This window comes from Stenotrophomonas sp. YJH_SMC_82 (assembly GCF_059368875.1).
On the sequence record NZ_JCAFSE010000002.1, the window covers coordinates 205,721 to 228,970 of the forward strand.

25 protein-coding genes are annotated in these 23,250 nt (G+C 65.3%); 11 read left to right on the plus strand and 14 right to left on the minus strand.

Annotated features, from left to right (window positions below; translation table 11 throughout):
* Positions 1–153: 153 nt before the first annotated feature.
* Together msuE and AC5P53_RS08590 are read right to left on the minus strand one after the other, a co-directional pair.
* A complete protein-coding gene (msuE, locus tag AC5P53_RS08585; RefSeq protein ID WP_495227291.1) occupies positions 154–735 on the minus strand; it encodes an FMN reductase in 582 nt (193 codons plus the stop codon).
* Between the two features lie 153 nt (positions 736–888).
* Positions 889–3,465: a TonB-dependent receptor plug domain-containing protein gene (locus AC5P53_RS08590; protein WP_241886724.1), complete on the minus strand. Its 2,577-nt coding sequence runs from the start codon at positions 3,463–3,465 to the stop codon at positions 889–891.
* Between the two features lie 328 nt (positions 3,466–3,793).
* Between AC5P53_RS08590 and ftrA the strand changes: the two genes are divergently transcribed.
* The 3 genes from ftrA (at position 3,794) to AC5P53_RS08605 (ending at position 5,899) form a co-directional block, all read left to right on the plus strand.
* A complete protein-coding gene (ftrA, locus tag AC5P53_RS08595; RefSeq protein WP_014646895.1) occupies positions 3,794–4,795 on the plus strand; it encodes a transcriptional regulator FtrA in 1,002 nt (333 codons plus the stop codon).
* A gap of 94 nt (positions 4,796–4,889) precedes the next feature.
* Positions 4,890–5,324 carry a BLUF domain-containing protein gene (locus AC5P53_RS08600; RefSeq protein WP_049440768.1) on the plus strand — a complete coding sequence of 145 codons (435 nt, stop codon included), beginning with the start codon at positions 4,890–4,892 and terminating at the stop codon, positions 5,322–5,324.
* A 107-nt stretch (positions 5,325–5,431) separates the two neighbouring features.
* Positions 5,432–5,899, plus strand: a complete 468-nt coding sequence (locus tag AC5P53_RS08605; protein WP_049440767.1) for a chemotaxis protein CheW — start codon at positions 5,432–5,434, stop codon at positions 5,897–5,899.
* 11 nt (positions 5,900–5,910) lie between these two features.
* Here the strand turns inward: AC5P53_RS08605 and AC5P53_RS08610 are convergent, their stop codons facing one another.
* From AC5P53_RS08610 to AC5P53_RS08620, 3 genes are all read right to left on the minus strand, one after another.
* A complete protein-coding gene (locus AC5P53_RS08610; protein ID WP_014646892.1) occupies positions 5,911–6,411 on the minus strand; it encodes a hypothetical protein in 501 nt (166 codons plus the stop codon).
* A 92-nt stretch (positions 6,412–6,503) separates the two neighbouring features.
* Complete coding sequence (locus AC5P53_RS08615) at positions 6,504–7,091, minus strand: TetR/AcrR family transcriptional regulator (protein ID WP_495227292.1); 588 nt, start codon at positions 7,089–7,091, stop codon at positions 6,504–6,506.
* Between the two features lie 122 nt (positions 7,092–7,213).
* Positions 7,214–8,158 (minus strand): AraC family transcriptional regulator, encoded by a 945-nt coding sequence (locus AC5P53_RS08620; RefSeq protein WP_241886722.1) that lies wholly within the window; start codon positions 8,156–8,158, stop codon positions 7,214–7,216.
* Positions 8,159–8,266: 108 nt separating this feature from the next.
* Here AC5P53_RS08620 and AC5P53_RS08625 point away from each other — a divergent pair, with 108 nt between their 5' ends.
* Positions 8,267–9,106: an oxidoreductase gene (locus AC5P53_RS08625; protein ID WP_495227293.1), complete on the plus strand. Its 840-nt coding sequence runs from the start codon at positions 8,267–8,269 to the stop codon at positions 9,104–9,106.
* Positions 9,107–9,153: 47 nt separating this feature from the next.
* Here AC5P53_RS08625 and AC5P53_RS08630 read toward each other — a convergent pair whose 3' ends face one another.
* The 3 genes from AC5P53_RS08630 to AC5P53_RS08640 form a co-directional block, all read right to left on the minus strand.
* Positions 9,154–10,923: an oleate hydratase gene (locus AC5P53_RS08630; RefSeq protein WP_241886721.1), complete on the minus strand. Its 1,770-nt coding sequence runs from the start codon at positions 10,921–10,923 to the stop codon at positions 9,154–9,156.
* Between the two features lie 141 nt (positions 10,924–11,064).
* Positions 11,065–11,589, minus strand: a complete 525-nt coding sequence (locus AC5P53_RS08635; RefSeq protein WP_241886720.1) for a GNAT family N-acetyltransferase — start codon at positions 11,587–11,589, stop codon at positions 11,065–11,067.
* A 200-nt stretch (positions 11,590–11,789) separates the two neighbouring features.
* Positions 11,790–12,884, minus strand: coding sequence for an FAD-dependent oxidoreductase (locus AC5P53_RS08640; protein WP_227863964.1), 1,095 nt, complete (start codon positions 12,882–12,884; stop codon positions 11,790–11,792).
* 80 nt (positions 12,885–12,964) lie between these two features.
* Here AC5P53_RS08640 and AC5P53_RS08645 point away from each other — a divergent pair, with 80 nt between their 5' ends.
* The 4 genes from AC5P53_RS08645 to AC5P53_RS08660 all read left to right on the plus strand — a co-directional run bounded on the left by AC5P53_RS08645 (position 12,965) and on the right by AC5P53_RS08660 (position 14,864).
* Complete coding sequence (locus tag AC5P53_RS08645; protein WP_032958112.1) at positions 12,965–13,420, plus strand: MarR family winged helix-turn-helix transcriptional regulator; 456 nt, start codon at positions 12,965–12,967, stop codon at positions 13,418–13,420.
* A 187-nt stretch (positions 13,421–13,607) separates the two neighbouring features.
* Positions 13,608–14,060 (plus strand): SRPBCC family protein, encoded by a 453-nt coding sequence (locus AC5P53_RS08650; protein WP_241886719.1) that lies wholly within the window; start codon positions 13,608–13,610, stop codon positions 14,058–14,060.
* A 10-nt stretch (positions 14,061–14,070) separates the two neighbouring features.
* Positions 14,071–14,403 (plus strand): metalloregulator ArsR/SmtB family transcription factor, encoded by a 333-nt coding sequence (locus AC5P53_RS08655; RefSeq protein ID WP_241886718.1) that lies wholly within the window; start codon positions 14,071–14,073, stop codon positions 14,401–14,403.
* A gap of 2 nt (positions 14,404–14,405) precedes the next feature.
* Positions 14,406–14,864: an SRPBCC family protein gene (locus AC5P53_RS08660; RefSeq protein WP_069117095.1), complete on the plus strand. Its 459-nt coding sequence runs from the start codon at positions 14,406–14,408 to the stop codon at positions 14,862–14,864.
* 54 nt (positions 14,865–14,918) lie between these two features.
* Here AC5P53_RS08660 and AC5P53_RS08665 read toward each other — a convergent pair whose 3' ends face one another.
* Positions 14,919–16,205, minus strand: coding sequence for an alpha/beta fold hydrolase (locus AC5P53_RS08665; RefSeq protein WP_241886717.1), 1,287 nt, complete (start codon positions 16,203–16,205; stop codon positions 14,919–14,921).
* A 145-nt stretch (positions 16,206–16,350) separates the two neighbouring features.
* Here AC5P53_RS08665 and AC5P53_RS08670 point away from each other — a divergent pair, with 145 nt between their 5' ends.
* Both AC5P53_RS08670 and AC5P53_RS08675 read left to right on the plus strand, forming a co-directional pair.
* Positions 16,351–16,728, plus strand: coding sequence for a DUF4180 domain-containing protein (locus AC5P53_RS08670; RefSeq protein ID WP_197606635.1), 378 nt, complete (start codon positions 16,351–16,353; stop codon positions 16,726–16,728).
* Positions 16,729–16,825: 97 nt separating this feature from the next.
* Positions 16,826–17,590 (plus strand): COG4705 family protein, encoded by a 765-nt coding sequence (locus AC5P53_RS08675; RefSeq protein WP_032958119.1) that lies wholly within the window; start codon positions 16,826–16,828, stop codon positions 17,588–17,590.
* Here AC5P53_RS08675 and AC5P53_RS08680 read toward each other — a convergent pair.
* The 4 genes from AC5P53_RS08680 to AC5P53_RS08695 form a co-directional block, all read right to left on the minus strand.
* Positions 17,587–18,369: a 3-hydroxybutyrate dehydrogenase gene (locus AC5P53_RS08680; RefSeq protein ID WP_241886716.1), complete on the minus strand. Its 783-nt coding sequence runs from the start codon at positions 18,367–18,369 to the stop codon at positions 17,587–17,589. The two genes, AC5P53_RS08675 and AC5P53_RS08680, sit on opposite strands and share 4 nt — an antisense overlap.
* Positions 18,370–18,870: 501 nt before the next feature.
* Entirely contained in the window at positions 18,871–19,416 is a 546-nt protein-coding gene (locus AC5P53_RS08685; RefSeq protein WP_049440740.1) for a hypothetical protein, read from the minus strand.
* A gap of 310 nt (positions 19,417–19,726) precedes the next feature.
* Entirely contained in the window at positions 19,727–20,206 is a 480-nt protein-coding gene (locus AC5P53_RS08690) for a hypothetical protein (RefSeq protein ID WP_241886715.1), read from the minus strand.
* 79 nt (positions 20,207–20,285) lie between these two features.
* Complete coding sequence (locus AC5P53_RS08695; RefSeq protein ID WP_057501460.1) at positions 20,286–21,020, minus strand: hypothetical protein; 735 nt, start codon at positions 21,018–21,020, stop codon at positions 20,286–20,288.
* 700 nt (positions 21,021–21,720) lie between these two features.
* Here AC5P53_RS08695 and AC5P53_RS08700 point away from each other — a divergent pair.
* Entirely contained in the window at positions 21,721–22,296 is a 576-nt protein-coding gene (locus tag AC5P53_RS08700) for a 5' nucleotidase, NT5C type (protein WP_241886714.1), read from the plus strand.
* Positions 22,297–22,390: 94 nt separating this feature from the next.
* Here the strand turns inward: AC5P53_RS08700 and AC5P53_RS08705 are convergent, their stop codons facing one another.
* Positions 22,391–23,230: a type 1 glutamine amidotransferase domain-containing protein gene (locus AC5P53_RS08705; protein ID WP_241886713.1), complete on the minus strand. Its 840-nt coding sequence runs from the start codon at positions 23,228–23,230 to the stop codon at positions 22,391–22,393.
* Positions 23,231–23,250 lie beyond the last annotated feature (20 nt).

A 23,250-nucleotide genomic window follows, 5' to 3' on the forward strand; every position in this document is an offset into this window, starting at 1 on the left:
GGGGTCCTCATCTGGGCCGGCAATGCGATGCCGCTTCGATATCGATGCTAGAGATGCCGGCGGCTGCGGCAGCGACGCCTGGCGACAATCGGCGGTCAGATCCGGCCATGCAGATGCAGCGTGGCCATAAGCAAAGCGCCGCCGGTTATGGCGTCAGGCGATGCGTCGCAGCGGCGCCGCTACCGCCAGCGCCTGCGTCGCCAGGTGGCCGGCCGCACGCTCGGCTGCCAGCGCGATGCGTGCCTGCAAGGCAGCACTGTTGATGTGCTCGCCGTCGAAGTCGGCAGGCGTGGCGTACACCCCGATCGGCAGCGTGTGCGCCTGCAGGAAACTGAACAACGGCCGCAACTGGTGGTCGATCATCAGCGCATGGCGCTCGCTGCCACCGGTCGCCGCCAGCAGCACCGGCGTATCCACCAGCGCCTCCAGCCCGACGAAGTCGACCAGGTGCTTGAACAACCCGGGATACGAGCCGCGATAGACCGGCGCGGCCACCACCAGCAGCTCTGCGGCCTCGATGCTCTGCAGCGCCTGCTCCACCTCCGGCCCCGCCTCATCGCGCGACAACGACTGGCCCAGCGAGCGCGCGATCGGCGCCAGCTCCACCAGCTCCACGCTGGCATGCACGCGTTGCTGCAGCGACGCCAGCAGATGCCGCACCAGCAGCAACGTGCGCGATGCCGCCGAACTGGTCGGCGACCCCACCAATGCAACCACCTTCAATGCAGAAGACATGAACTGCTCCTCGATAATGCCGAACTACCTCCGGCCGCCCTTCGTCTTTTGTAGAGCCGAGCCATGCTCGGCTGCTTCCCGCCTTTGTAGAGCCGAGCCATGCTCGGCTGCTTCCCGCCTTTGTAGAGCCGAGCCATGCTCGGCTGCCCCAGATCAGAACCGGTAACTGATCCGCCCATACCAATACGCCCCGACGTTGCCCAACACGTCGCCGTTGTCCCACGTCGTCTCGATGCTCGCCACATCGGTGGCACTGCGCGCATACGCGGGCACCTTGCGCGTGCGCTTGTCGAACACATTGTTGATCCCCAGCGCCGCGCTCCAGCCCGCCCCCAGCTCCACGCCGCCGGACAGGTTGGTCACCAGCACCGGCGGCTGCTTGTACTCCACGCCGTTGTTCAGGCGCTTGATCGGTCCGTAGTAGGTGAAATCCAGGTTCGAACGCCAGCGCCCGTTCTGCCAGCCCAGCCCGGCTACCTGGGTGTAGCTGGGCGTGCGGAAGCGCAGCGCGTATTCGCTGCTCTTGGTCAGCAGGTTGATGTTCGGCAGCCCCTGCAGCGCCGCCGGAATGTCGCTCACCTTCTGGATGGTGGTACGGCCGACGTTGGCCGCGTAGCTCCAGCGCAGCTTGCCCCACGCAGTGTCCTGGTTGGCTTCCAGGGTCAGCTCGACACCGCGCGTGCGGGTATTGCCCACATTGGTGAAGTAGCTGGCGTAGAACGCATCACCCGGCAGGATGCTGATGCCGGCGGAACCCAGCAGCGCATCGATGGTGTTCTTCTGCGCCGCGCTCAGCACCGTACCGCTGTTGTCGGTGATGCGCGCCGGATCCTGCGCGTTGTAGCCGATCTGGCTGGACTGGCCCAGCTGGCCACGGATGTCGATCTGGTACGCATCCACGGCCAGATGGAACGCCGGGCTCGGGTCCCAGGTCACGCCCAGGCTGTAGTTGGTGGCTTTCTCGGGCTTCAGCGGCGTAGCACCCAGCGCAACCGCCGCCGGTGAAGACACCTGCGCCACCAGCGTGGTCCCGCACGGGCAGCTGCCCGTGGCCTGGTAGAACTGTGCGCCCAGGCTGGGCGCATGGAAGCCGTTGCTGACCGTCGCGCGTACACCCAACGCGTCGGTGAAGTCGAAGCGCGTGGTCAGGCGGCCAGTGGAGACACTGCCGAAGTCGGAATGATCTTCCCAGCGCGCCGCTGCATCCAGATACCAGCGCGAGGTGATGTTGCTGGCCGCGCCCACATAGACCGCCTTGCTGTTGCGCGTCGCCTTCACCGCATCGGCGGTGGAGTAGCCCACGAACGCGGCTGCACCGAAGCCGGTGTACGACTCCCACTGCCCGGCCCCGCGTTCGTACTGTTCGTGCTGGTACTCGGCGCCTGCGCTCACTTCCAGCGGCGACGCAAAGGCCGCCACCTCGAAGCCACGGCGCAGGTCGAGGTTGGCGATCCCCTGCTGGTAGTCCAGCTTGCCGTCATAGAAGTCAGTGGGCGAACCGGGATACGGCAGCGAGTAGTTCACCGAATTGCGGGTATAGGTGCGCACCGTGCTGCGGTTGCCGGTCAGGCTGGCGTCGTAATCCCAGCCCGCGATCTGCCCCTTCACGCCCGCAGTGCCGGTGTACTGCTTTTCCTTGGTCTCCAGCACCGGCAGGAAGCCATCGGGAAACACGCTCAGCACGCCGGGTGCCTTGTAGGTGGTGAAGATGGTCGCCGGCAGGCGGAAGTTCTGGATCGCCTGCGCGGTGCGGTCACTGGCCGTGGCGTTGGCGTAGAACTGCGCGCTCTCGCCCAGGCCATGGCCTGCATTCACTGCGAAAGCCTTCAACGCGTACGACGGCGAACTGAGGATGGTGTTGGCCTCGGCATCGCGGTTGGCCTCGGCCGGGTTCGGCGATGCACCCGTCGGCAAGCGATTGTTCGGGCGCAGTGCGACCCGGTTGCCATTGGCATCTACTGCCGGATAGCTCAGGTAGCCATCGATGTAGCGACGGGTGCGGATCGCGTGGTGCTGCCGCGTGTTCTCGCCGGACAGGTTGACGAAGCCATCCTGGCCCCACGGCAGCCCGACATTGGCGCGCACGCTGGTACGCGAACCATCACCATCGATGCTCTGCCCGCTCTCCACCGACACATCGCCACCGTGCGCCTGCGATTTCAGGATCACGTTGACCACGCCGGTGATCGCGTCCGAGCCATAGATGGCCGACGCACCATCGCGCAGCACCTCCACGTGGTCGATGGCCGAGACCGGAATCAACGCCAGGTCGGCCCAGGCGTGGCCCGGAAAGCCACCACCGTTTGCGCCACTCACGTAAGCGCTGGCATTGCGGCGCTTGCCGTTCACCAGCACCAGCGTGTAGCCCGGCGACAGGTTGCGCAGCTGGTAGCCACGGATCAGGCTCTCCTGGTCGCTCTGGTAGCCGCCGATCTGGCTCAGCGACGGCAGGCTGCGCTGCAGCGCTTCCAGCAGGTTGCCCTGCCCGGTCGCGGCGAGGTCCTCTGCAGAGATCACATCGATGGGCGTGGAACTGTTCTTCACCGTGCGCGTGCTGGTGCGTGAGCCGGTGACCACCACCGCATCCAGCGTGGACGCTGCCACGTTGGCTGTCGCGGCGGTGGCAGCAGGATCTGCGTCTGCTTCAGCCGCATGGCTGGGCGAGGCGGCAAGGATGGCTGTGATCAGAACAGCGAGAGTGCTCAGGACAGGGGCGTGGGCGGCAGGCATGGGGGCTCGTGGGGGGGCCGGAAACACGCTTCCATTCAAGGGCCTGTTCACCTGGTGCGACAGGCGCGATCGCGTCACCCAGCCGTAACATCCGGCCACCCACATGACCGCTGGTAATGACGTTAGGCGGCGCACACGCACAGGGTCCCCCACGGAGTCGGATCCCTTTCCATAGGAAAGGGCTCTGACCCCACGCACGCCTCCCCACCACGGGGTCAGAGCCCTTCCTGCGGAAGGGATCCGACCCCGGTTCCCATATGCCCGCCCGGCATCACCTCATGCCCGCGCATCACGCAACGCCACGCACCGCCACCCGTAGCATCAAGCCATGCCCAGCCCACCCGCCGATCCCACCGCGCCGCTCGTTGCCATCGTCGCCTGCCACGGCCAGGGGCTGTTCGAGTTCGGCTGCGCGGTTGGCCTGTTCGCGCCGGTGCGGCCGGAACTCGGCGTGGCCTGGTACCGCACCCAGCTGTGCGCGGGCGAACCCGGTGCGCTGCGCATGCTCGGCAATGCGCAGGTGCAGCTTCCCTACGATCTCAGCGCGGTTGATGACGCCGACATCATCGTCATTCCCGGTTGGCGCGAACCCAGCGAGCGCCCACCGCAGGCACTGCTCGATGCACTGATCCGTGCCCACGCACGTGGCGCGCGCATCGCCTCGATCTGCTCCGGTGCCTTCGTGCTGGCCTGGGCCGGGCTGCTCGATGGCCGCCAGGCCACCACCCACTGGCGCCTCACCGAAGCGCTGGCACGCGAGTTCCCACGCATCGATGTGCGCGAGGATGCGCTGTACGTGGATACCGGCAGCATCATCACTTCGGCCGGCTCGGCCACCGGCATGGACATGATGCTGCACATGGTGCGCAAGGATTACGGCGCGCGCGTGGCCAACCTGGTGGCCGAACGGCTGGTCCTGGCACCGTGGCGTGATGCCGGGCGCAGCCAGCGCGTCAGCCGCGCCATTCCCCACGGCGAGCCCACCCGCTTGGCAAAGCTGATGGAATGGATGCGCCGCAACCTGCGCGAGCCCCACTCGCTGGGCAGCCTCGCCGAGCAGGCCGCGCTCAGCCAACGCACGCTGCAGCGGCAGTTCCTGGACGCCACCGGCCTGTCGCCGATCGACTGGCTGATCCGCGAGCGCGTGGCTTTCGCACGCGAGCTGCTGGAAACCACTGACCGGCCGCTGCAGTGGATTGCAGAACAGGCCGGCTTTGGTTCGCAGGAATCGTTCCGTCGGCACTTCCGCGGTCAGGTCGACGCGAGCCCTACCGAGTACCGCAGCCAGCATCGCGGCGGTCTCGGTGCCGACCGGTTGGTGGGCTGTTGATCCAGTGCGCGGAGCCAATCGCGGCGTGAGCAAAGCCTCACGACGGTCCGGGCTTGCGTGCGTATAGTGACGTGCGTCACAAGAAGCCCCTTCCATGCTCCATGCATTTGCTTACTCCAGCCGCATGTCGGCTGAGCTGTCCAATCAAGCCCTCCACCAGATCGTCTCGCAATCTGCCACGTTCAATCGCCGGGTGGACGTTACCGGTGCGCTGATCGTCGACGGGCAGCGGTTTTTCCAGTACATCGAAGGCCCGCCCGACGCCTTGGAAGCAGTCAAGCGCCGCATCCATGACAGCCGCTCGCATTCTGCCGTCGTGCCGGTACTGGACATGGCCATCAGCGCGCGTGCCGTTCCGTACTGGGCAATGACCCACATCGAGACCGGGCAGATCGTGGTGTCCGGCCTGGTGAATGCGCGCTGGGACGAGTTCGGCCACTCCATTCCGGGCATGGACCAGCTCGTCGGCCTGCTGCGTCCGCATTTTCCACGCGTCGGCACCGTCGGCGCGCCACGCGCAGCCGCCTGATAGACACTGAACCATCGCCTTGCACGCGCACGCCGACGCGGCCGCGCGTTGCGTCCAGGCGTCATCATCCAGATCTCCTTTCCCATCGTCTTCGCCACGCCCATCGCATGCCCGTACCCGCCCACCCTGTAACGGAAACACGCGCATCGCCTGCCGACCTGTTCGAGATCGTCGTCGTGCGTGCAGGCACCGTCCTGTTCGCCATCGACATCCAGGCAGCGGTCGAAATCCGCGGTCCGGAGGCATTCGGCCCTGCAGACCGCAACGGCAGGCCGACCCTGGAGGTCCGTGGGCAACCGTTACCCGTCGTCGACCTGCGCCGTATGAGCGGCCAACCGGCATTCGAGGGTGGCAGCCCGGCCATGCTGTTGATCAACGCCGGCACCGCAACCCTGGCGCTGGCCGTGGACGAAGTGCTGGAGATCGAGACGCCGGACGCGAGCGCGAACACCCCCGAGCCTGCAGCGGGCCAATCGTTCTGCTTCTGCAGCCGGCACATTCAACTCGATCCGGCGCGCTCGGCGGCACTGATCGAACCGGCGGCACTGCTGGGCGCACTTGCCGCGCCGGGGTGACCGGCGGCGTCTCAGGATCGTCCTGCAAAGGCACGGTTTCGCAGCCTCCAGCACTGCGCGGCAAAGCCGATCACGAACACCACCAGGCAGGCCAGCAGCGTGTGCAGCACCACCGGGGCCATCGGTGCCGCAGCAATCGGATGCGCCGCCGGCAAGCGGGTCAGCGTTTCGTTGACACCGGGCACCAACGAGAGCAGGAAGCTGAACGACAGTGCGAAGGTCGACAGGTAACGCGCGGCGCGCCCCAGCCAGCGCAGCCGCGCGGCCAGCACGCCGCCGAATGCCACCAGCAGCACGATCACCCCGAATGCGTGGCCGGGGTTGATCCCGCCCGTGCTGGACACGGTGAACGAGGTGGCCACCGACAGCACCAGCCCCACCAGGTACAGCTTGCCCGCGCGCGTGGCGGGATCGATTGCGCGGTGGCGAATGAAGGCATACAGGCCACTCAACACCGGGATCAGGCTGACAGCGGTATGGATCACGCCAAGTGTGGACAGAGGGTGGGACATGGGACATCTCCAGGGACAGAATGAACCTACTAGTAGGTAGGCATTGGACTCAAAAAGAAGGCCCGCGTCGCCGCAGGCCCACCACACATCTCTCAGGACGCCGCGCTCACCCGCGCGATCGCCAACCGCGCCAGTGCCGCGAAGGTCGCCGCATCACCGAAACCGCGCGCGGCCAGCATCGCGCCGTGCACCGATGACATGAACGCCTTGGCCTCATCGGCCGCCGAGCCCTGCAACTGCAGTTGGCCCATCGAAACGCCCTTCTCCAGCGTCACTGCCAGCCAACCGCTCAGGTCCTCGAAATGGCCGCGCACTTCCTCAGCGATCTCTGCCGGGATCATCGGCGCTTCGGCGGCCAGCATCGCGCAGATGCAGAACGAGGACGTGCCCCCTGCAATGCAGCTGGACCAGTAATCCACATAGGCGTTGAGCTCCTGCAGCGGGTCGGCCAGCCGCCGGTCCAGCAACGCCAGGCCTTCGCGCGCCTCGGCCCGGTACAGCTCGACCACCGTGCGCACCAGATCCGCCTTGCTGGGGAAGTGGTGATGGATGCTGGCCTTGCTGATGTTCACCCGCGCCGACACGTCGGCGTAGCTGAAGCCGTTGTAGCCACCGGCTTCCAGCAGCGCACGGGCATTGGCCAGGATTTCCTGGGCCTTGGGCGAGAGAGATTCCTTCATGGCAATAAACCTACTAGTAGGTAGACATCCTGTCAACCCCTCTCTGCTGCACCCGCCAGGCATCATTCCCGGCAGAGCCGGCCGCTGGCCGGCTTGCTGGCAACGTGACCTTCGATCGCCCCTCAATGCGAAGACACGTACACCGCATCGGCTGGCGGAGGTGGCAGCGTGAAACTGCGCCGCATCCGCGCGACCTCGGCCGCCGGCGGCAACGCGAACAGGCGCTTGAACTCACGGTTGAACTGCGACGGGCTGGCATACCCCACCGCCAGCGATGCCGCTTCGGCAGTCATCCCCTGCCGCAGCATCAGCAACCGTGCCTGGTGCAGGCGGGTCGACTTCACGTACTGCATCGGCGACGTGCCGGTAATCGCGCGGAAGTGGTCGTGGAAGGTCGCCACACTCATGCCCGCTTCGGTGGCCAGTTGCCCCACGTCCAGGGTGGTGGCATATCCGGCATGGATCGTCCGCAGCACTCTGCCGATGCTGCCGAAGCGCCCGCGCATGGCCAGCGCCTCGCGCATTGCGCCGCCCTGTGCACCCGTCAGCACGCGGAAGTACACCTCACGCACCAACGCAGGGCCGAGCACGGCAGCCTCCAACGGTTCAGCCAGTGCCTCCAGCAGGCGCAGCACCGTGGCCTGCATCGGCGCCTGCATCGGGCTGGACATCATGCTCTGCGCCGGTGTCGCCGGGGTGCCCTCCTGTTCACCCAGTTCGATCAGCAGATCCGCCGCCAGCTGCAGATCCAGGTGCAGGTAGATGGCCAGCAGCGGCGCCTGGGCCGACGCATCGGTTTCCATCGTGAACGGCACCGGCACCGACACTGCCAGGTAGTGCTGGGCGTCGTACTGGTAGACCTGCCCGCCCAGATAGCCACGCTTCACGCCCTGGCAGACGATCACGATGCCGGGGTCGTACAACACCGGCGTGCGCGCCAGTGGCCGGTCCGATCGCAGCAACCGCACCCCCGGCAGGCGCGTGAGCGTATAGCCCTCCTCCACCGCCAGCGTCTTCAGCAGGCCGACCATGCGCGCCTGCACCTGCCGTTGCAGGGAATCGACCACAGGCACAGGCACTCCAGAGGAATAGGCAAGAATGGCCGAATCCTAGGCCTGTGACCCCGGTCGTTCAAGAACTAACGTGCAAGCCCCGCCCACCACGAACGCCCCCTCATGCCCCCTTCCCGCTTTCTCCTCATCACCGGTGTCAGCAGTGGATTCGGCCGCGCCCTTGCCCAGCAGGCCCTGCTGGCCGGCCACCGCGTGGTCGGCACCGTGCGCAACGAAACCGACCGCCAGGTACTCGAAGCGCTCGCTCCCGGCCGCGCATTCGGTCGCCTGCTGGACGTAACCGATACCGCCGCCATCAATGCGCTCGTCGCCGATATCGAAACCAACATCGGAAGCATCGACGTGCTGGTCAACAACGCTGGCTACGGCCACGAAGGCATCCTCGAAGAATCCACGCTCGCCGAGCTGCGGCGGCAATTCGAGGTGAACGTGTTCGCTCCGGCCGCGCTGATCAAGGCCGTGCTGCCGCACATGCGCGCCCGGCGGCGCGGCCATATCCTCAACATCACCTCCATGGGCGGTTTCATCACGATGCCGGGCATCGCGTGGTACTGCGGCAGCAAGTTCGCGCTGGAGGGCATCAGTGAAGTGCTTGGCAAGGAAGTCGCGCCGTTTGGTATCCACGTCACGGCCGTCGCGCCGGGTTCCTTCCGCACCGACTGGGCAGGCCGCTCGATGGTGCGGGCACCGCGCAGCATTGACGACTACGACGCATTGTTCGATCCCATCCGCAGCGCGCGTGAGGCGAAGAGTGGCCACCAGCCCGGTGATCCAGTGAAGGCTGCGCAGGCCATGCTGCAGGTCATCGACAGCGACGCTCCTCCCCGCCACTTGCTGCTGGGCGGTGATGCACTGCAGCTGGTGAGGGCAAAGCTGGCATCGATGGCCGGTAGCATCGACGCGTGGGAACAGCTGAGCCGTTCGACCGACGGCGTAGCGTGAGATCTTGAGGCCGCCGATGCCCTCACCGGCGGCCTCCCCCTGCCCGCTCAGTCTTCCTGCACCAGCTTGAACTCGCGCAGCAGGCCACCGATCTGGGTCTTGTCCAGCTTGTTCATCAGCAGATTGCGCAGGAACGCAGGCCCGGGAATATCCAGTTCCTTGCCATCGCGCAGGCGACCGGTGGCGGCCAGCAGCGAGCGCACGTCATACGTGGAATTGAACACCTCCGGCACGCCGCGCTCGATCCCCAGCAGGGTGTACACCGCTTCCATCGGCGTGCGCACCGAATATTCGGTGGTGAAGATGCAGTCGCGCTGCTTCGATTCGGCAAACTGGCCGATGAAGGCGAAGTTCACCGCGCCGTCCGGCACCACGTCCGGGCGGTCACCGGCCTGGCGTGGCATGAAGAACGCCGTGATGTACGGCATCATCACCGGCACCGTCTTCGCACCGGTCGCGGCCAGCGCATCAATCTCTTCCACCGGCACGCCCAGGTGGTACAGCCACTCGCGGGTGATCTCCTCGCCGGTGCACTCCTGCATCGGCTTTTTCACGTAGTCGCCCGGCGTATCCACAAACAGCGAGTACACCCAGACCACGATCTGGTCCTTGGGCTGGTTCTTGAAATGCGGCTGGCGGTTCACCGTCCAGCTCATCAGCCAGCGCGAGTCGCGCACGCTGACGATGCCGCCGGTCACCACCTTGCCACTGAACGGGTCGCGCTTGGCGATCTTCTGGATGTAGGCCGGAATGCGCGCATCCAGCGTCGTCACTGTCGCCGATTCCCACTTGGTCTGCGGGATATGCGCGCCGAACACGTCCGGGCGGCCAAAGGCCTCGTCCTTCGCGGCGATGCGGCGCCACAGGTCCCAGGCCGGCGCCGGTCCTTCGTTCAAACGCGCCGCGGTGTGGTGATCGCCATTATCCGAGTTTTCGGTCAGCGAACCGATCGTCATGAAAACAAGGTCATCCACCCCCAGGTCCACGCCGCCGGCCACGCCTTCGCGCGTCCAGTGGATGCGGGTGGCCTGCTTGCGGCCGACCGACAGATCGAAGTCGACGTCGGTCACCTCGGTGCCGTACTGGAACACCACACCCTGCTCCTGCAACCACTTCACCAGCGGCAACACCAGCGATTCGTACTGGTTGTACCTGGTGAACTTCAACGCCGAGAAATCCGGCAGGCCGCCAATGTGGTGGATGAAGCGATGCAGGTACAGCTTCATCTCCAGCGCTGAGTGCCACTCCTCGAACGCGAACATGGTGCGCCAGTACAGCCAGAAGTTGCTGTCCAGGAAGTCGCGGCCCAGCACCTCGTCGATGCGCTTGTTCTCCATCTCCTTCCGGGTGGCCAGGAACAGTGCGATGATGTCCTTCTGGGCCTGCTCGGTCAGCGTGAACAGGCCATCGGTGTGCGCATCTTCGCCGCGATTGATGGTGGCACGCTGCAGCGAATAGTTCGGGTCGTCCTTGTTCAACCAGTAGAACTCGTCCAGCACGCTGGCATCTTCAATCTCCAGCGACGGAATTGAGCGGAACAGATCCCACAGGCACTCGAAGTGGTCTTCCATCTCGCGGCCGCCGCGGATCACGAAGCCCTTCTCCGGCACCTTCAGGCCATCCAGCGCGCCGCCAGGAATCTGCTGCTGTTCAAGGATGGTGATGCGTTCACCGGCCATGCGCCCGTCGCGCACCAGGAATGCGGCGCCGGCCAGCGAGGCCAGGCCCGAGCCCACAAACCAGGCGCGCTTGCCATCCACACCGGCCGGCTTGCGCGGGCGCGCGAAAGCTTCGTAGTTGCCACTGCTGTAATACATGCGTTGCACCTTCCTGGAGGGGGTCATCAGGAACCGGCAGCGGAATGACACAGCCATCCGATGCAGGTCATGACCCTACTCTAGCGCCGAACCGGTCTATCGTTTCCTGCGCGCGGGCTGCGACGGAATGACGCAGCCGCGTCAGAGCGTCCTTCCCAGCAGCATGCCTGGCCAGCCGTCCACGTTGAACGGCGCGATGCGCGTATACCCGTAGGATTCATAGAAGCGCACCAGGTCGCCGCTGCCTCCGGCGTAGCAGTCCACACGCAGATGGTCGACACCGGCAGCGCGCGCCTGCTCGTCGGCAAACGCCATCAGGCGGCGGCCGATGCCACGCACGCGCACATCACGCGAGGCCACCAGAACCCGCACATACAGCTCCGGCCCGGTGGGCGCCGGCACATAGGGCATCGACTCGCCCAGTGCAAGGAACGCCCGCACGTCGCCCTGCTCGTTCTGCGCCACCCATGCGCCTGGCAGTGCACACGCCTCGGTGACCTGGGCAATCCGGCGCGGCATCGTCGACCACGGTTCGCTGCCCCATTGCTGCACATTGCCGATCGACACGAACCACTCGATCACCTCGTCAAAGAGCCCCAACACTGCGGGGGCATCGGCCGCGCTGGCGCGGCGGATGTTCAAGGCGTCCTTTCCGGTTTCAGTCATGCGTTCCGCTCCTGTCATACCACGCTCCCCAACCCTGGAAAACAGGGGGAGCGTCGGCCGGTTCAACCAGTCTAGCGCGTGCCCCAGCGTGGCCACCTGTACCGGACCAAAGCAGTCGGAAGTCCATGTGACTTCCAGCGCGCCGCCAGGAATCTGCTGCTGTTCCCAGTGTCGCAGGTGCGTACAGACTCGATGCTTCATCAACCGCGTGGAGCATCCCCTCCGGTAGTGAACCAGCGCTGGAATCCCTCGATCGCATCCGGCATCAGGGCGCGGGCGCGTTCACGCACCAGCACTTCGGCGTCGCGCATCGCGCTGATCGCATCCGGCCGCGCGCACAACGCCATCGCCACATCCGACGCGTCCAGCATCGCCAGGTTCACGCCCACGCCCACCGGCGGCATCAGATGCGCCGCATCGCCGATCAAGGTCACGCCATCGCGCGGGGCCCAGCAAAAATCCGCTGGCAGGCTGTAGATCGGCCGCCGCACGAAGTCCGTGCAGGCCTCCAGCAGGCGCCGAAGGTTCGTGGCCCACCCGGTATAGCAGCCTGTCACCAGCGTCCGTATGCCGTGCTGCGCGATCTGTGCATCAAGCCATTCGGAAGAGCGCTTCAGCGCCGCATACACGCAGAGCCGATCGCGGCTGTTGCGTTGCACGAACAGGGCCTCCTCGCCGCCAAAGCAGAACAGGCTGCCCTGCCCGACCATCGCTGCGATGTCCGCAGCAGGCTGTGCGATCCAACCTTCGAAGAAGGTAATGCCGGTGGGCACCGGCTGGCACGTACTCAAGGCCGCGCGCACTTTCGACCACGCACCATCGGCACCGATCACGATGTCCGCCTCGCGCTGCACGCCGTTGGCGAATCGCAGGCCGTGGCCGTTCGCCTGTGCAGATACCAGCGCGGTCAGGCTGTGGCCCCACTGCACCGTGTCCGCCGGCAGCGCGTCCAGCAGCAGCTGGCGCAGGTCGCCGCGGTCGATCTCCGGCTTGTCCTTGCTCCCTTCCGGCCCGAACCCGCCGGTGGTGATCCCCCCGGACCACGGGTCGCCCATCCGCGCCTCCTGCCCCTCATGCCGCGCCACCGCACGGAAGGCCTCCAGCAGGCCCGCGCGCTGCAGCGCCACCTGCCCGGAATCGTCGTGCAGATCCAGCGTGCCGCCCTGTGTGCGCTGCTGCCCGGATGCTTCGCCCTCGTACACGCTCACGGGGTGACCGCCCCGATGCAGGATGAGCGCAGCGGTGAGGCCAGCGGGGCCTGCGCCGATGACGGCAATACGGGGAGGGTGCTGCATGGCGCGATCCAGGTTGGTTGATACGTCAACCGTATGCCGCGAGGGTTGACATGTCAACCATTGCCCGGCAACGTTCGGCCATGACCTCCCCCAGCATCACACCCGACGAATGGGCCACCTGGCGCGGCTTCCGGCGCATGGCAGAAATCACCTCCGGCCGCATCGTCCAGGACATCACCCGTAGCACCGGGCTCTCAAGGGCCGACTTCATCGTGCTGATGGAGCTGAACCAGTCCAAGGATCGCTGCCGCCGCCAGCGCGAACTGCTGGACTACCTGGAATGGGACAAGACGCGCCTCTCGCACCAGCTGACCCGCATGGCGGGCCGTGGCCTGATCGAACGCGATACCGACAGCGAAAACGTCGTAGTGATCCGCATGACCACAGAAGGTCACGCGCAGCTGCGCGCGGCACGGCCGGTACACGCCGCCGGTGTCCGCCGGTATTTTCTCGACCATCTCTCCGCGGATGATCGTGCCGCACTGCAGCGGATCACCGACAAACTGCATGCCGCCCTTCAGGACGGCGAGAACTGAAGCATCGCCCCCGGTAGTGCCGGCCGCTGGCCGGCAACTGCAGTCACCCAACGCCACCGGGATGCCGGCCAGCGGCCGGCACTACCACGCCCGGGCGTTCGTGGCGGGGTTTGACATGCAGGCATTTACCTGCATATAGTCCACTCGAGGGCGGCGCCTGCCGGCCCATCGCGAGGAATCTGCAACGGTGGATATCGCACACAGGGTCGGCATCAAGGCCCCCGCAAGCCAGGTGTACCAGGCGCTGGCCACCCCCGAAGGCGTGGCCGCCTGGTGGGCCGAAGACGCGCACGGCGACCGCGAAGCCGGCGGCACGGTCAAGGTCCGTTTCACCAACAACGGCCAGGAAATCGGCGCCATGGAGATGAAGCTTGAGCAGCTTGTTCCAGGCGAGCTCGTGCTGTGGCGGTTCCTCGCCGGCCCCGCCGAATGGATCGGCACCCACGCGCGCTTCGCGCTGAAGCAGGAAGGCGACTACTGCATCGTCCTGTTCACCCATGAAGGCTGGAAAGAGCGCGTCGAGTTCACCTCCCACTGCAGCACCAAGTGGGCGGTGTTCCTGATGAGCCTGAAGGCACTGCTGGAAACCGGCAAGGGCCAGCCCAACCCACACGACGTCAGGATCGACAACTGGAATTGAAGACCTCCCCATGGCGGTAGACCACGTACGCGACGCAGACAAGGTGTTCAAGGCACTGGCCGATCCCACGCGCCGCACGCTGCTGGATCTGCTCTGCAAGGACAACGGGCAGACGCTGGGCCAGCTGTGCGAACACCTAAACATGGCCCGGCAATCGGTCACCCAGCACCTGGGCCTGCTGGAAGACGCCAACCTGATCAGCACCGTGCGCCGTGGCCGCGAGAAGCTGCACTTCATCAACCCGGTGCCCCTGCATGAAGTCTACGAACGCTGGGTACGCAAGTTCGAGCAGCAGCGCCTGAGCCTGCTGCATGACCTGAAACGCGAACTGGAAGGAGAATGACGATGTCTGCAGAGTCAACCCGCTTCATCCACGTGATCTACATCGCCTCCACGCCACAGAAAGTGTTCGAGGCCATCACCCGCCCCGAGATCGCCAGTCGCTACTGGGGCCACGAGAACGTCTCGGACTGGAAACCGGGCTCGCGCTGGCAGCACGTGCGTGCAAATGAAACGCGCTCGGTCGAGCTGGTCGGCGAAGTGGTGGAAAGCACCCCGCCCTCGCGCCTGGTCATCACCTGGGCAGCCGCCTCGCAGGCCGACAATCCCGCTGCCTACAGCCGCGTCACCTTCGACATCGTGCCCTACCAGGACATGGTGCGGCTGACGGTTACCCATGAGGAACTGGAACCCGGCAGCGGCATGGATACCGGCATCCGCCAGGGCTGGCCGATCGTGCTGTCCAGCCTGAAGTCGCTGCTGGAGACGGGCAAGGGGCTGGATGTGTTTGCGAAGCCGAACTGAGTCGTGCCGCAATCGGCGGCGGAGCGCCATCCGCCGCCAGCGCTCCCTGGCCGGTCAATCGCTCAATCTGCGCGAACGCCCATAGCCCCCGTGCACATCCTGCTTGATCCAATCGGCCAGCAGGCGCAGGTAGCCGTCGGTGATCCGCGTCGACACGCGGTTGCCCTCGGCATCGGTGCGGAACTCGACCATGCCGTGGTCGGTATCCGGGAACAGGTAGGTGTCGATCGGCTGCCCCGATACGCGCAGGCGCCCCAGGATGCTGCGGGTGGCTGTAATCGGCGCGGCGCGGTCCTGCTCGGCCAGCACCCACAACAACGGCACCTTCAGGCGGCGCAGCGCGGCCTCGGCGTCGTAGTCCCAGATCAGCTCCAGGTTGTCGAAGCGCGCGCGACCGATCCGGCGCAGGTCAGCGTCACTCATGCGCAGCATGTCGCCGCTGTATTCGCCGCTGATGTTCTTTGCCCACGGTGCGGCACCGATCTGCGTACGCACCTTCGCCAGCGCCTCGAACCCTTCATTGAAATGCGTGCGCATCAACTGCGCGGTCGCGTCTGAAAGCTGGCCGACCTGCTTCATCGCCGTTGCATCCAGCTGCATGCGCCGTGCCTCGTCGAACAGCTGCTCGCGGTCCTCCTCGATCGGCGACACCACCAGCCCGAAACCGATCGCCACGAAATCCGCCTGCGAGCGCGTCGCCGCAAGCGGTGCGATCCACCCGCCCTGGCTGCCACCGAAGTAGCCGGCGCGGCCGAACCGGCCTCTCGCCAGTTCGCGCGCCTTGGCAAGCGCCGCCGCTGCATCGTCAGCCAGCAGCTCGAAGTTCTGGGTGTACTCGCCTTCCGAATCGCCGGTGCCACGCTTCTGGTAGGCGAACACCGAGATTCCCTGCGCCACCAGCATGCGCTGGTAGATGGCCGCCACTGCCATCGTGCGTTCCGAGCCGTGCACCAGCACCACCAACGGCCGCTTGGGGTCGGCCGGGCCGGCCGGTTCGATCAACTGCCCGACCAGCTTGGCTCCCGCACTGCTGAAGGTCGTCTCGGTATCGCGGGTCGGCAGTCGCTGCCAGCGCTGCGTCGCTCCCGCAGGCGACCTGAAGCTGACCACATCGTCGCTGCAGCTCACCGGCGCGCTGGCATCACCGGTGGCGCCACGTCGCCCGTCCAGCATCAGATAGCGCTGGCCTGTGGCCGGCGCCGCAGCGGGTGCGCCCAGCACCACCAGGTTGCCCTGCCCGTCACCGTAGGCACTGACCGTGCACAGCTCGGCGGCTGCAACCGGCAGGCCAGAACACACCAGCACCGCCACCAACAACGAACGTCCTTTCCACCCTGCCATGCCCTTTCCCGGTATCGTGAACCCGCCTCGTGCGGGCGCCCGGCGCAGCCTAGCGCGTTCGTTCGCCAGATTCATGCTGCATCTGCTTACTGTCGGCCTCTCCCATGGCCATACTGGGCGGACGATACGAACTTCAGAGCGCACGATGCACACACATGTAGAACAGATCGGCAGCACCCGCGTCCTGCGCAGCGCCGATACAGGCCCGCTGCTGGATGGCAACGCCCTGCGCGACCTGGTCGGCGATGCCCTTGGGCACCAAGCCGAGTGGATCGCCGTGCCGGTGCAGCGCCTATCGGCAGACTTCTTCGAGCTGCGCTCCGGCATGGCCGGGCAATGGCTGCAGATGCTGGTGAACTACCGCCTGCACTTCGCCGTCCTGGGCGATGTCAGCGCCTACCGCGCACAGAGCGAATCGCTGGACGCGTGGATCACCGAATGCAACCGCGGCCGCGACGGCTGCTTCGTGGCCGGCTGGGGCGCCCTGCTGGCGCGCCTTTCGGCCCCCGCCAGCGCCGGCTGAACGCCGCCCCCACGCTCACCCTCGCCAAACCTGGTTCCGACTGCACTCCGACGCTGCCCGCCACAGCATCACCCGCGGGCTCCCCAGGCGACGTTCGATGCGCGCTTCAGACGCAGATTCCCTGCACAGCAAAGTGGCGGCGGTCACTCTCGGTTTCTGGGTGATGAAGATCGCCGCCACCACCCTCGGCGAGACTGCGGGTGACCTGCTGTCGATGACGCTCAACCTCGGTTACGTGGCCAGCTCGGCCATCCTGCTGGCGATCTTTGCCGGCCTGCTGGGCATGCAGTTGTCGGCGCGGCGCTTCCACCCAGTGCTGTTCTGGTCGGTGGTGCTGGCGACCAGCACCGCCGGCACCACCCTGTCCGACCTGATCGACCGCACGCTCGGCCTGGGCTACGCCACCGGCGCCAGTCTGCTGGCCGGCTGCCTGGCGCTGGTGCTGCTGGCTTGGCGGGTGTCGGAAAAGTCGATCTCGGTCAGCAACATCGCATCGCGCCGCGCCGAAGGCTTCTACTGGACCGCCGTGCTGTTCTCCAACACGCTCGGCACCGCGCTGGGTGATTTCCTCGCCGACGATTCCGGGCTGGGCTTCACCGGCGGCGCACTGCTGATCGGCAGCCTCATCGCGCTCACCGCGCTGGCCAGCCGCATCAAGGGCATCAACCGGGTCATCCTGTTCTGGATCGCCTTCGTGCTCACCCGCCCGTTCGGCGCCACCTTCGGCGACCTGCTCACCAAACCGCTGGAAAAGGGCGGCCTGGGCTTCGGCACAGTCGGCTCGTCGCTGGTGCTGTTCACCCTCCTCGCCACGCTGGTGGCACTGCCGATGCTGCAGCGCAAGGCGCAGCCAGCCAGCTAGCGCGCCGTCCAGCCCCCATCCACCGGCAGCGCCGTTCCGGTGATCTGCGCCGCAGCGTCCGAGGCCAGGAACACCACCGTCTCACCCAGCTGATCGGGCGTCACGAACTGCAACGACGGCTGCTTCTCAGCCAGCAGCGCACGCGCGGCGGTCTCCTGATCCGTGCCTTCGCGCTCGGCCAACGCGGTGATCTGCTGCTCGACCAGCGCCGTCCGCACCCAGCCCGGGCAGATCGCATTGGCGGTAATGCCGGTCCCCGCATTCTCCAGCGCGGTCACCTTGGTGAAGCCCACCACGCCATGCTTGGCCGCCACGTAGGCCGACTTGTTCACCGAGCCCACCAGGCCGTGCACCGACGCAATGTTGATGATGCGGCCGGCCCCCTGCTGCTTCATGTGGGGCAAGGCCGCCGCCGTTGCATGGAACACCGCCGAGAGATTCAGCGCCAGGATCGCGTCCCACTTCTCGACGGGGAATTCCTCGATCGACGCCGTGTGCTGGATGCCGGCGTTGTTTACCAGGATGTCGATGCGGCCCATCGTTGCAACGGCGCGATCGATCATCCCGCGCACCGCCTCGCCATGGGAAAGGTCGGCGCCGTCATGCGCCACGCGCACGCCGAACTCGGTTTCCAGCTTGGAACGGATGCGTTCGATCTCCGCCGCATCGCCGAAGCCGTTCAGCACGATGTCGGCGCCTTGCCGGGCCAGCGCGGTGGCAATGCCAAGACCGATACCGCTGGTGGAGCCGGTGACCACCGCAACCTTTCCACTGAACATGGGTGAGTTTCCATTGGGCGTAGGTGGTCAGTGTAGCTTTGCCGGCGCCCCGCTTCAGCGACGCTACATTGGTCAATTAACGGTTAGAACGCGTTGGGTAGCCGCCGAGGGAAGTGTCCAGCGTTCTTTCAAAACGGACGGTACGCCTCAGAGGGGACGCATCCGTGGCCCGCTGGCGATGCTGTCCGACTCCCACAAGGGCAATGCATCCATGCTTTGCCCGGCGGATCGAACACGTCCGAAAATAGCTTCTGCGGCCGTTCTACTCCCCCCACCGCCAACCGGGCGGGGCGCCTTTCATCCAGCAGATAAGGACAAGCACCAACACCACGGCCCACGTGTAGAGCTGAAACGCGATGGGCTCGCGAAATGGAGAGAACAGAAACGGACCCGCCAGTAGCAAGCCGAATGCGACTGCGTACACAAGCCAGCCTTGCCACGCGCACGGCATCCCCCAGCCCCATCCGTACTTCTTCCTGGTAAACCAGTACTTCCTGCTGATCATTGCAGTGTTCCTCGATGGCCGCCGGTCTCACTCACCTGATCCAAGCATGCTTTGAGCTGTTCGTAAAGACGCCGGTCCAGAATCAAGTCAATATCCCCTCTGGCTGTGACGAGAACAGAGCTACGATCCGTGCGCAGCACGAAGACGTTGCGACCGTTCTGCATGCCGAACTTGCCAAGTTCAACGCCCCCGGTGCTGGTCCCAAGTTGCCGGTGAGGCAGCGTGATCCTTGAAGCATCGGAAGCGTCCTGCCACGCGACACTGGAAAGCGGGAGCTGCAGTCGGACAAACGCTGCTGACCCAATCAGCTGGCCATCTGTAATGGCGATGTACGCTGTCCGCGCTTGATATACGAGGCCAAAGGCAACTACGACAACAACGGCCAGCGCCGAGCCGAGCGCAATATTCCTGGCTGGCACCCAGCCAGAGCGGGGTGCCAGCCATACTGCGATCAGAACCACGGCTGCTGCCACGCATATGCCGAGAGGAAGCGCATAGGCATGAATCAGGGAGACGTCCAGCGTGGATCGGCACATCATCATGAACTACTCCGCAGAGATTGACCGCATGCCGTAAACGTAAGTCGTCTCGACAATTATCTCAAATGCGTCTTCGTCACAGGTACCAAGGCCCACGCTTTGCGTCGCGCGCAGGAACGAGCGGACCTCGTTCCATGTTACGGGCTTTGCGTGTTCATCGCAGATCATGCTTGCACTGCCACGCATGAGAATGCTTCGGTATCAGATACCGCGCAACAAACGCCCATTTCTCATCGATTACATCGGTCACACAGGGGCTGCGCGCTGTGATGCCATTGCAGTGACACTGTTCATACCGAACTTCAAACACGCTCTAGAAGAGGATGCCCACCCGATCAACGGTCGCCAGTGGATTGGCCTTCCGCACCGCCTCCAGGAACAGCAGGAAATCCCGATTGAACAGCGTCAGGTTGTTGGTGAACATCACGCACTTTCTGCCCGATGCTTTGCTGAAGCACACCTGCCAGACATAACGCCCGTAGATCCTGTCGGACGTTCGTGTGACTGAGGTGATCTGCGAAAGCGGAACCGCCGTGGGCACCGGCCCACGCCGCAGGTAGAAGGATTCTGTATCAAAGAAATAGTGCTCGCGATCCTCTTTTCCATCCACCATCACCAAGGTCATGGACCTGCCGGAAATCCTGCGCGGGGCATGCAAATGCAGCCCCGATTTCACGTACGAGCGAGCAGTTGCTGACATCCGCCGAAGGGTGAACCAGAGGATCACCAACGGAAGGGCCGCGAGGACAATGAAACCTACAGTCTTCAAAACAGTTTCCAGCGTGCTGGGCACACAGATCTCCAGGATGAACTTTCAGGCGATACCCAAGTAGATCCACGTCACGCGTGGATGGCTCTCCCCCAACGCCCTTTCACTTCCAGTGATCCGGCCCCAGGAACGGCAGGCTCAACACAAACACCGGAACCGCCACAGGGATCAACGCCGCGCCGAGCACCTTGCCCGCCGCCGAACCCACACCCGGCTTGTCCTCCCTCTCCGGCAGGATCCGCTGCGCCCGCGCATTGATCGGCTGTGCCAGCTTCCCCTTCTCCGCCAGCGCCGCAGCATCCGGCAACTGCACCCGCTCGCCTTCGCCCTCGAACAGCGCGCTGTAATAGCTGCCGCCCTTCCTTGAAAGATTGCAGGCGCGGTCAAACGCCAGCGCGTAGCGGGTCCGGTCCATCGGCAGGTAGTAGCGCGACCGCTCCTCCACGGCCTTGGCCTCACGCGGGAGCACCTCAATCCGCTCCAGCTTGAACTGCGCGGCCTGTTCCGCCGTCACCTGCTCCGGCCGCAGCAGCAGCGCATAGCTGCCGTGCACCTTGGACTTGTTAGCCGGGTCGCGCCAATCCTCATGGAAGTACATCTGCGCGCAGGCCACCGCCTCGCGCAGCGGGCTGTCCATCAGCGCGCGGTACTCGCGGAACGGCGCGGCATTGAAGCGCATCGGCTCGTCATAGCGCGGCAACAGGTACAGCTGGCCGTCGTCGGCCACGAACGCACTGGTGATCTCGCGGCTTGAGGCGTGCTCCTCCGGGCCACTGGCACAGCCGGACAGCAGGCCAAGGCACAGGGCGGAGAAGGTGAAGAGGATGGACGTTCGCATGTCGTGTTGGTGGGCTTCCCTGGGAAAACGGCCCCGGCCGGAACGACGAGGCCAGCCCATCATGGTGCCATGCCGGCCTTGCCCTGCCCAATCAAGCTGCTGGAGATCGAGCGGGTTCAAGCCGCTGGCGCTGGTCGGCGTGATATATTGAGTGCGCCTGGACATGCATGTTCAGTGACGTTCCTGGATCAGTCTGGAACGAGCGCCACAGGCATATCCCCGTTCGGCCTTTCCGTAGCGCGTTGGGATTATCCAATCACCAGCGCGCCAGATTGCTCCTTGGTTCGCGAGATGAGCCAGTGGCTGGGGCCATGCGTCTTGGCCAACGGCCAGAGCAGCCACTCGGCATGCCTTTGAAGAATCGCCGCGATATATACCGCATTTCAAGCGTGCCGATTACGGCATCTGCCGGGCGGCATCGCCGTGAGGCGATGCCCATCTCAGTTTCAATTCTGGTTGGTGGTGCCCGTATTGCGTTGTTACGGCGCGGTGCACCGTCCCGCTGCAGCAGCGCCTGATGGACTCAAGAGGCACTCTGGCGTTCCGCATTGGCGGGGTTGCAGGCCATCACTCTTTCGCCCTGGACCGACGCCAGCGGCATCGCAATTGCTGCCATGTCTGTCGCAATTGCCAAGCACTTTGCCCGGCTACTGGGGAACCGATGAAGAAGAAAGCCCACTCTTGAAAGGAGAACGCGCAAATGAACGCTGAGGATGTGAAGACCATGCCGGTGATGGACCCGCTCGCCAACCAGCACGCAGGTGGATCGAGTGCATCCCGACGCACGATCTACGTAGATCTTGATGGTGTCATGGCCGACTTCGACGCGGCATTCCCCGCCCTGTTTGGCCTGGACCATCGCTTGCTTGCCGATGATGAAATGTGGGGGCACATCAACAACCACCCGTCATTTTTCCGCGACCTTCCGCCGATGCACGGTGCAGTAGAGTTCTTCCACAGCATCCACCACTTGAACCCGGTGATTCTCACGGCCTGCCCGAAATCGAACTATCCACTCGCTGCCATGCAGAAGCGGCAGTGGGTCCGCGAACACCTGTCAGCAACCTGCCTGGTGTTGCCTGTGCTCGGCGGCAGGCACAAGCCTCTTTTCATGCACCAGCCGGGCGATGTTCTGATCGACGATTTCGAAGCGAACTGTGATGCCTGGACAGCGGCCGGAGGCGTGGCGATCAGGCACGCCGGCGATTGGACCGCGACGCGTCACGCGCTTTCCCAGATTGAAGATCTGTCAGGAATAGCGCTCGCGAAGGGCTGATGCCCTCTCTGCCGACCACGGTGGCACTTCCATAGACAGGCCGAGGCGCTGGCCCCTCGGCCCCATGGCTGGCAACCTGCTGTGCAGCCCCGCCCTACTTCAACCGCTCCACCAACCGCTGCCCCACCTCCAGCGCAGAAGCCGGGTTCTGCCCGGTAATCAGCTCGCGGTCGACCACCACATGCCCGGTCCACGGCGTGGTGTTGCTGCTGAACTTCGCCCCCGCCCGCTGCAGCGCGGTCTGCGGGTAGAACTTCATCTCACCGCCGCCCAGCAGCGGCTTGGCTTGTTCTTCTTCCTGGTTGCTGATCACCGTCATCTGGTAGCCGCTGTAGATCCACTTCGGCATGGCCGGCATCGCACCCGTTTCCAGCTTTGCGACGAAACCTGCTGCATCCGGCAGCGTGGACAGCAGCGCGATCGGCCCGTGGCAGACCAGCGCGGTGGTCTTGTTGCGCTGGTGGAAGTCGGCCAGCAGACGGCCCAGCGCCGGGCTCTTCAGCAGGTCCTGCATCGGCGCGTGGCCACCGGGAATGTAGACCGCATCGAAACGCGCGTAGCCCAGCTGCTCGACGCGCGCCAGGCTGACCACCGGCGAAGCCGTCGGCGAGGTCAGCGCCAGTTTCTCCAGCAGGTCCTTGTGCAGCCTCAGCTGCGCGGCATCGTTGCCGAAGTACGCCGGCGTCACCGAAGACGCATCCACCGTCGGCGCCCGACCCTGCGGCGTGGCGAAGGTCACCTCGTGGCCCGCGTCCAGCAGCAGCTTGACCGGCTGCATCAGCTCGTTGAGATAGAAGCCGGTGGACAGCACCTTGCCGTCCTTCAGGTCCAGGTGGTTTTCGTCGGACAGCACTACCAGCACGTTGGCTGCATGCGCGCCGCTGGCGGCCAGGGTCAGGGCCAGCGCTGCGGCCAGCCGGGTCATCAGGTTCATGGGGGAGCTCCTATCGGGGA

Excerpts from the sequence above, each read along its gene's own strand:
- msuE (WP_495227291.1), bottom strand. The coding sequence starts at position 735 with ATGTCTTCTGCATTGAAGGTGGTTGCATTGGTGGGGTCGCCGACCAGT.
- AC5P53_RS08590 (WP_241886724.1), bottom strand. The coding sequence starts at position 3,465 with ATGCCTGCCGCCCACGCCCCTGTCCTGAGCACTCTCGCTGTTCTGATC.
- ftrA (WP_014646895.1), top strand. The coding sequence starts at position 3,794 with ATGCCCAGCCCACCCGCCGATCCCACCGCGCCGCTCGTTGCCATCGTC.
- AC5P53_RS08600 (WP_049440768.1), top strand. The coding sequence starts at position 4,890 with ATGCTCCATGCATTTGCTTACTCCAGCCGCATGTCGGCTGAGCTGTCC.
- AC5P53_RS08605 (WP_049440767.1), top strand. The coding sequence starts at position 5,432 with ATGCCCGTACCCGCCCACCCTGTAACGGAAACACGCGCATCGCCTGCC.
- AC5P53_RS08610 (WP_014646892.1), bottom strand. The coding sequence starts at position 6,411 with ATGTCCCACCCTCTGTCCACACTTGGCGTGATCCATACCGCTGTCAGC.
- AC5P53_RS08615 (WP_495227292.1), bottom strand. The coding sequence starts at position 7,091 with ATGAAGGAATCTCTCTCGCCCAAGGCCCAGGAAATCCTGGCCAATGCC.
- AC5P53_RS08625 (WP_495227293.1), top strand. The coding sequence starts at position 8,267 with ATGCCCCCTTCCCGCTTTCTCCTCATCACCGGTGTCAGCAGTGGATTC.
- AC5P53_RS08630 (WP_241886721.1), bottom strand. The coding sequence starts at position 10,923 with ATGTATTACAGCAGTGGCAACTACGAAGCTTTCGCGCGCCCGCGCAAG.
- AC5P53_RS08635 (WP_241886720.1), bottom strand. The coding sequence starts at position 11,589 with ATGACTGAAACCGGAAAGGACGCCTTGAACATCCGCCGCGCCAGCGCG.
- AC5P53_RS08640 (WP_227863964.1), bottom strand. The coding sequence starts at position 12,884 with ATGCAGCACCCTCCCCGTATTGCCGTCATCGGCGCAGGCCCCGCTGGC.
- AC5P53_RS08645 (WP_032958112.1), top strand. The coding sequence starts at position 12,965 with ATGACCTCCCCCAGCATCACACCCGACGAATGGGCCACCTGGCGCGGC.
- AC5P53_RS08655 (WP_241886718.1), top strand. The coding sequence starts at position 14,071 with ATGGCGGTAGACCACGTACGCGACGCAGACAAGGTGTTCAAGGCACTG.
- AC5P53_RS08660 (WP_069117095.1), top strand. The coding sequence starts at position 14,406 with ATGTCTGCAGAGTCAACCCGCTTCATCCACGTGATCTACATCGCCTCC.
- AC5P53_RS08665 (WP_241886717.1), bottom strand. The coding sequence starts at position 16,205 with ATGGCAGGGTGGAAAGGACGTTCGTTGTTGGTGGCGGTGCTGGTGTGT.
- AC5P53_RS08670 (WP_197606635.1), top strand. The coding sequence starts at position 16,351 with ATGCACACACATGTAGAACAGATCGGCAGCACCCGCGTCCTGCGCAGC.
- AC5P53_RS08675 (WP_032958119.1), top strand. The coding sequence starts at position 16,826 with ATGCGCGCTTCAGACGCAGATTCCCTGCACAGCAAAGTGGCGGCGGTC.
- AC5P53_RS08680 (WP_241886716.1), bottom strand. The coding sequence starts at position 18,369 with ATGTTCAGTGGAAAGGTTGCGGTGGTCACCGGCTCCACCAGCGGTATC.
- AC5P53_RS08685 (WP_049440740.1), bottom strand. The coding sequence starts at position 19,416 with ATGATGATGTGCCGATCCACGCTGGACGTCTCCCTGATTCATGCCTAT.
- AC5P53_RS08695 (WP_057501460.1), bottom strand. The coding sequence starts at position 21,020 with ATGCGAACGTCCATCCTCTTCACCTTCTCCGCCCTGTGCCTTGGCCTG.
- AC5P53_RS08700 (WP_241886714.1), top strand. The coding sequence starts at position 21,721 with ATGAACGCTGAGGATGTGAAGACCATGCCGGTGATGGACCCGCTCGCC.
- AC5P53_RS08705 (WP_241886713.1), bottom strand. The coding sequence starts at position 23,230 with ATGAACCTGATGACCCGGCTGGCCGCAGCGCTGGCCCTGACCCTGGCC.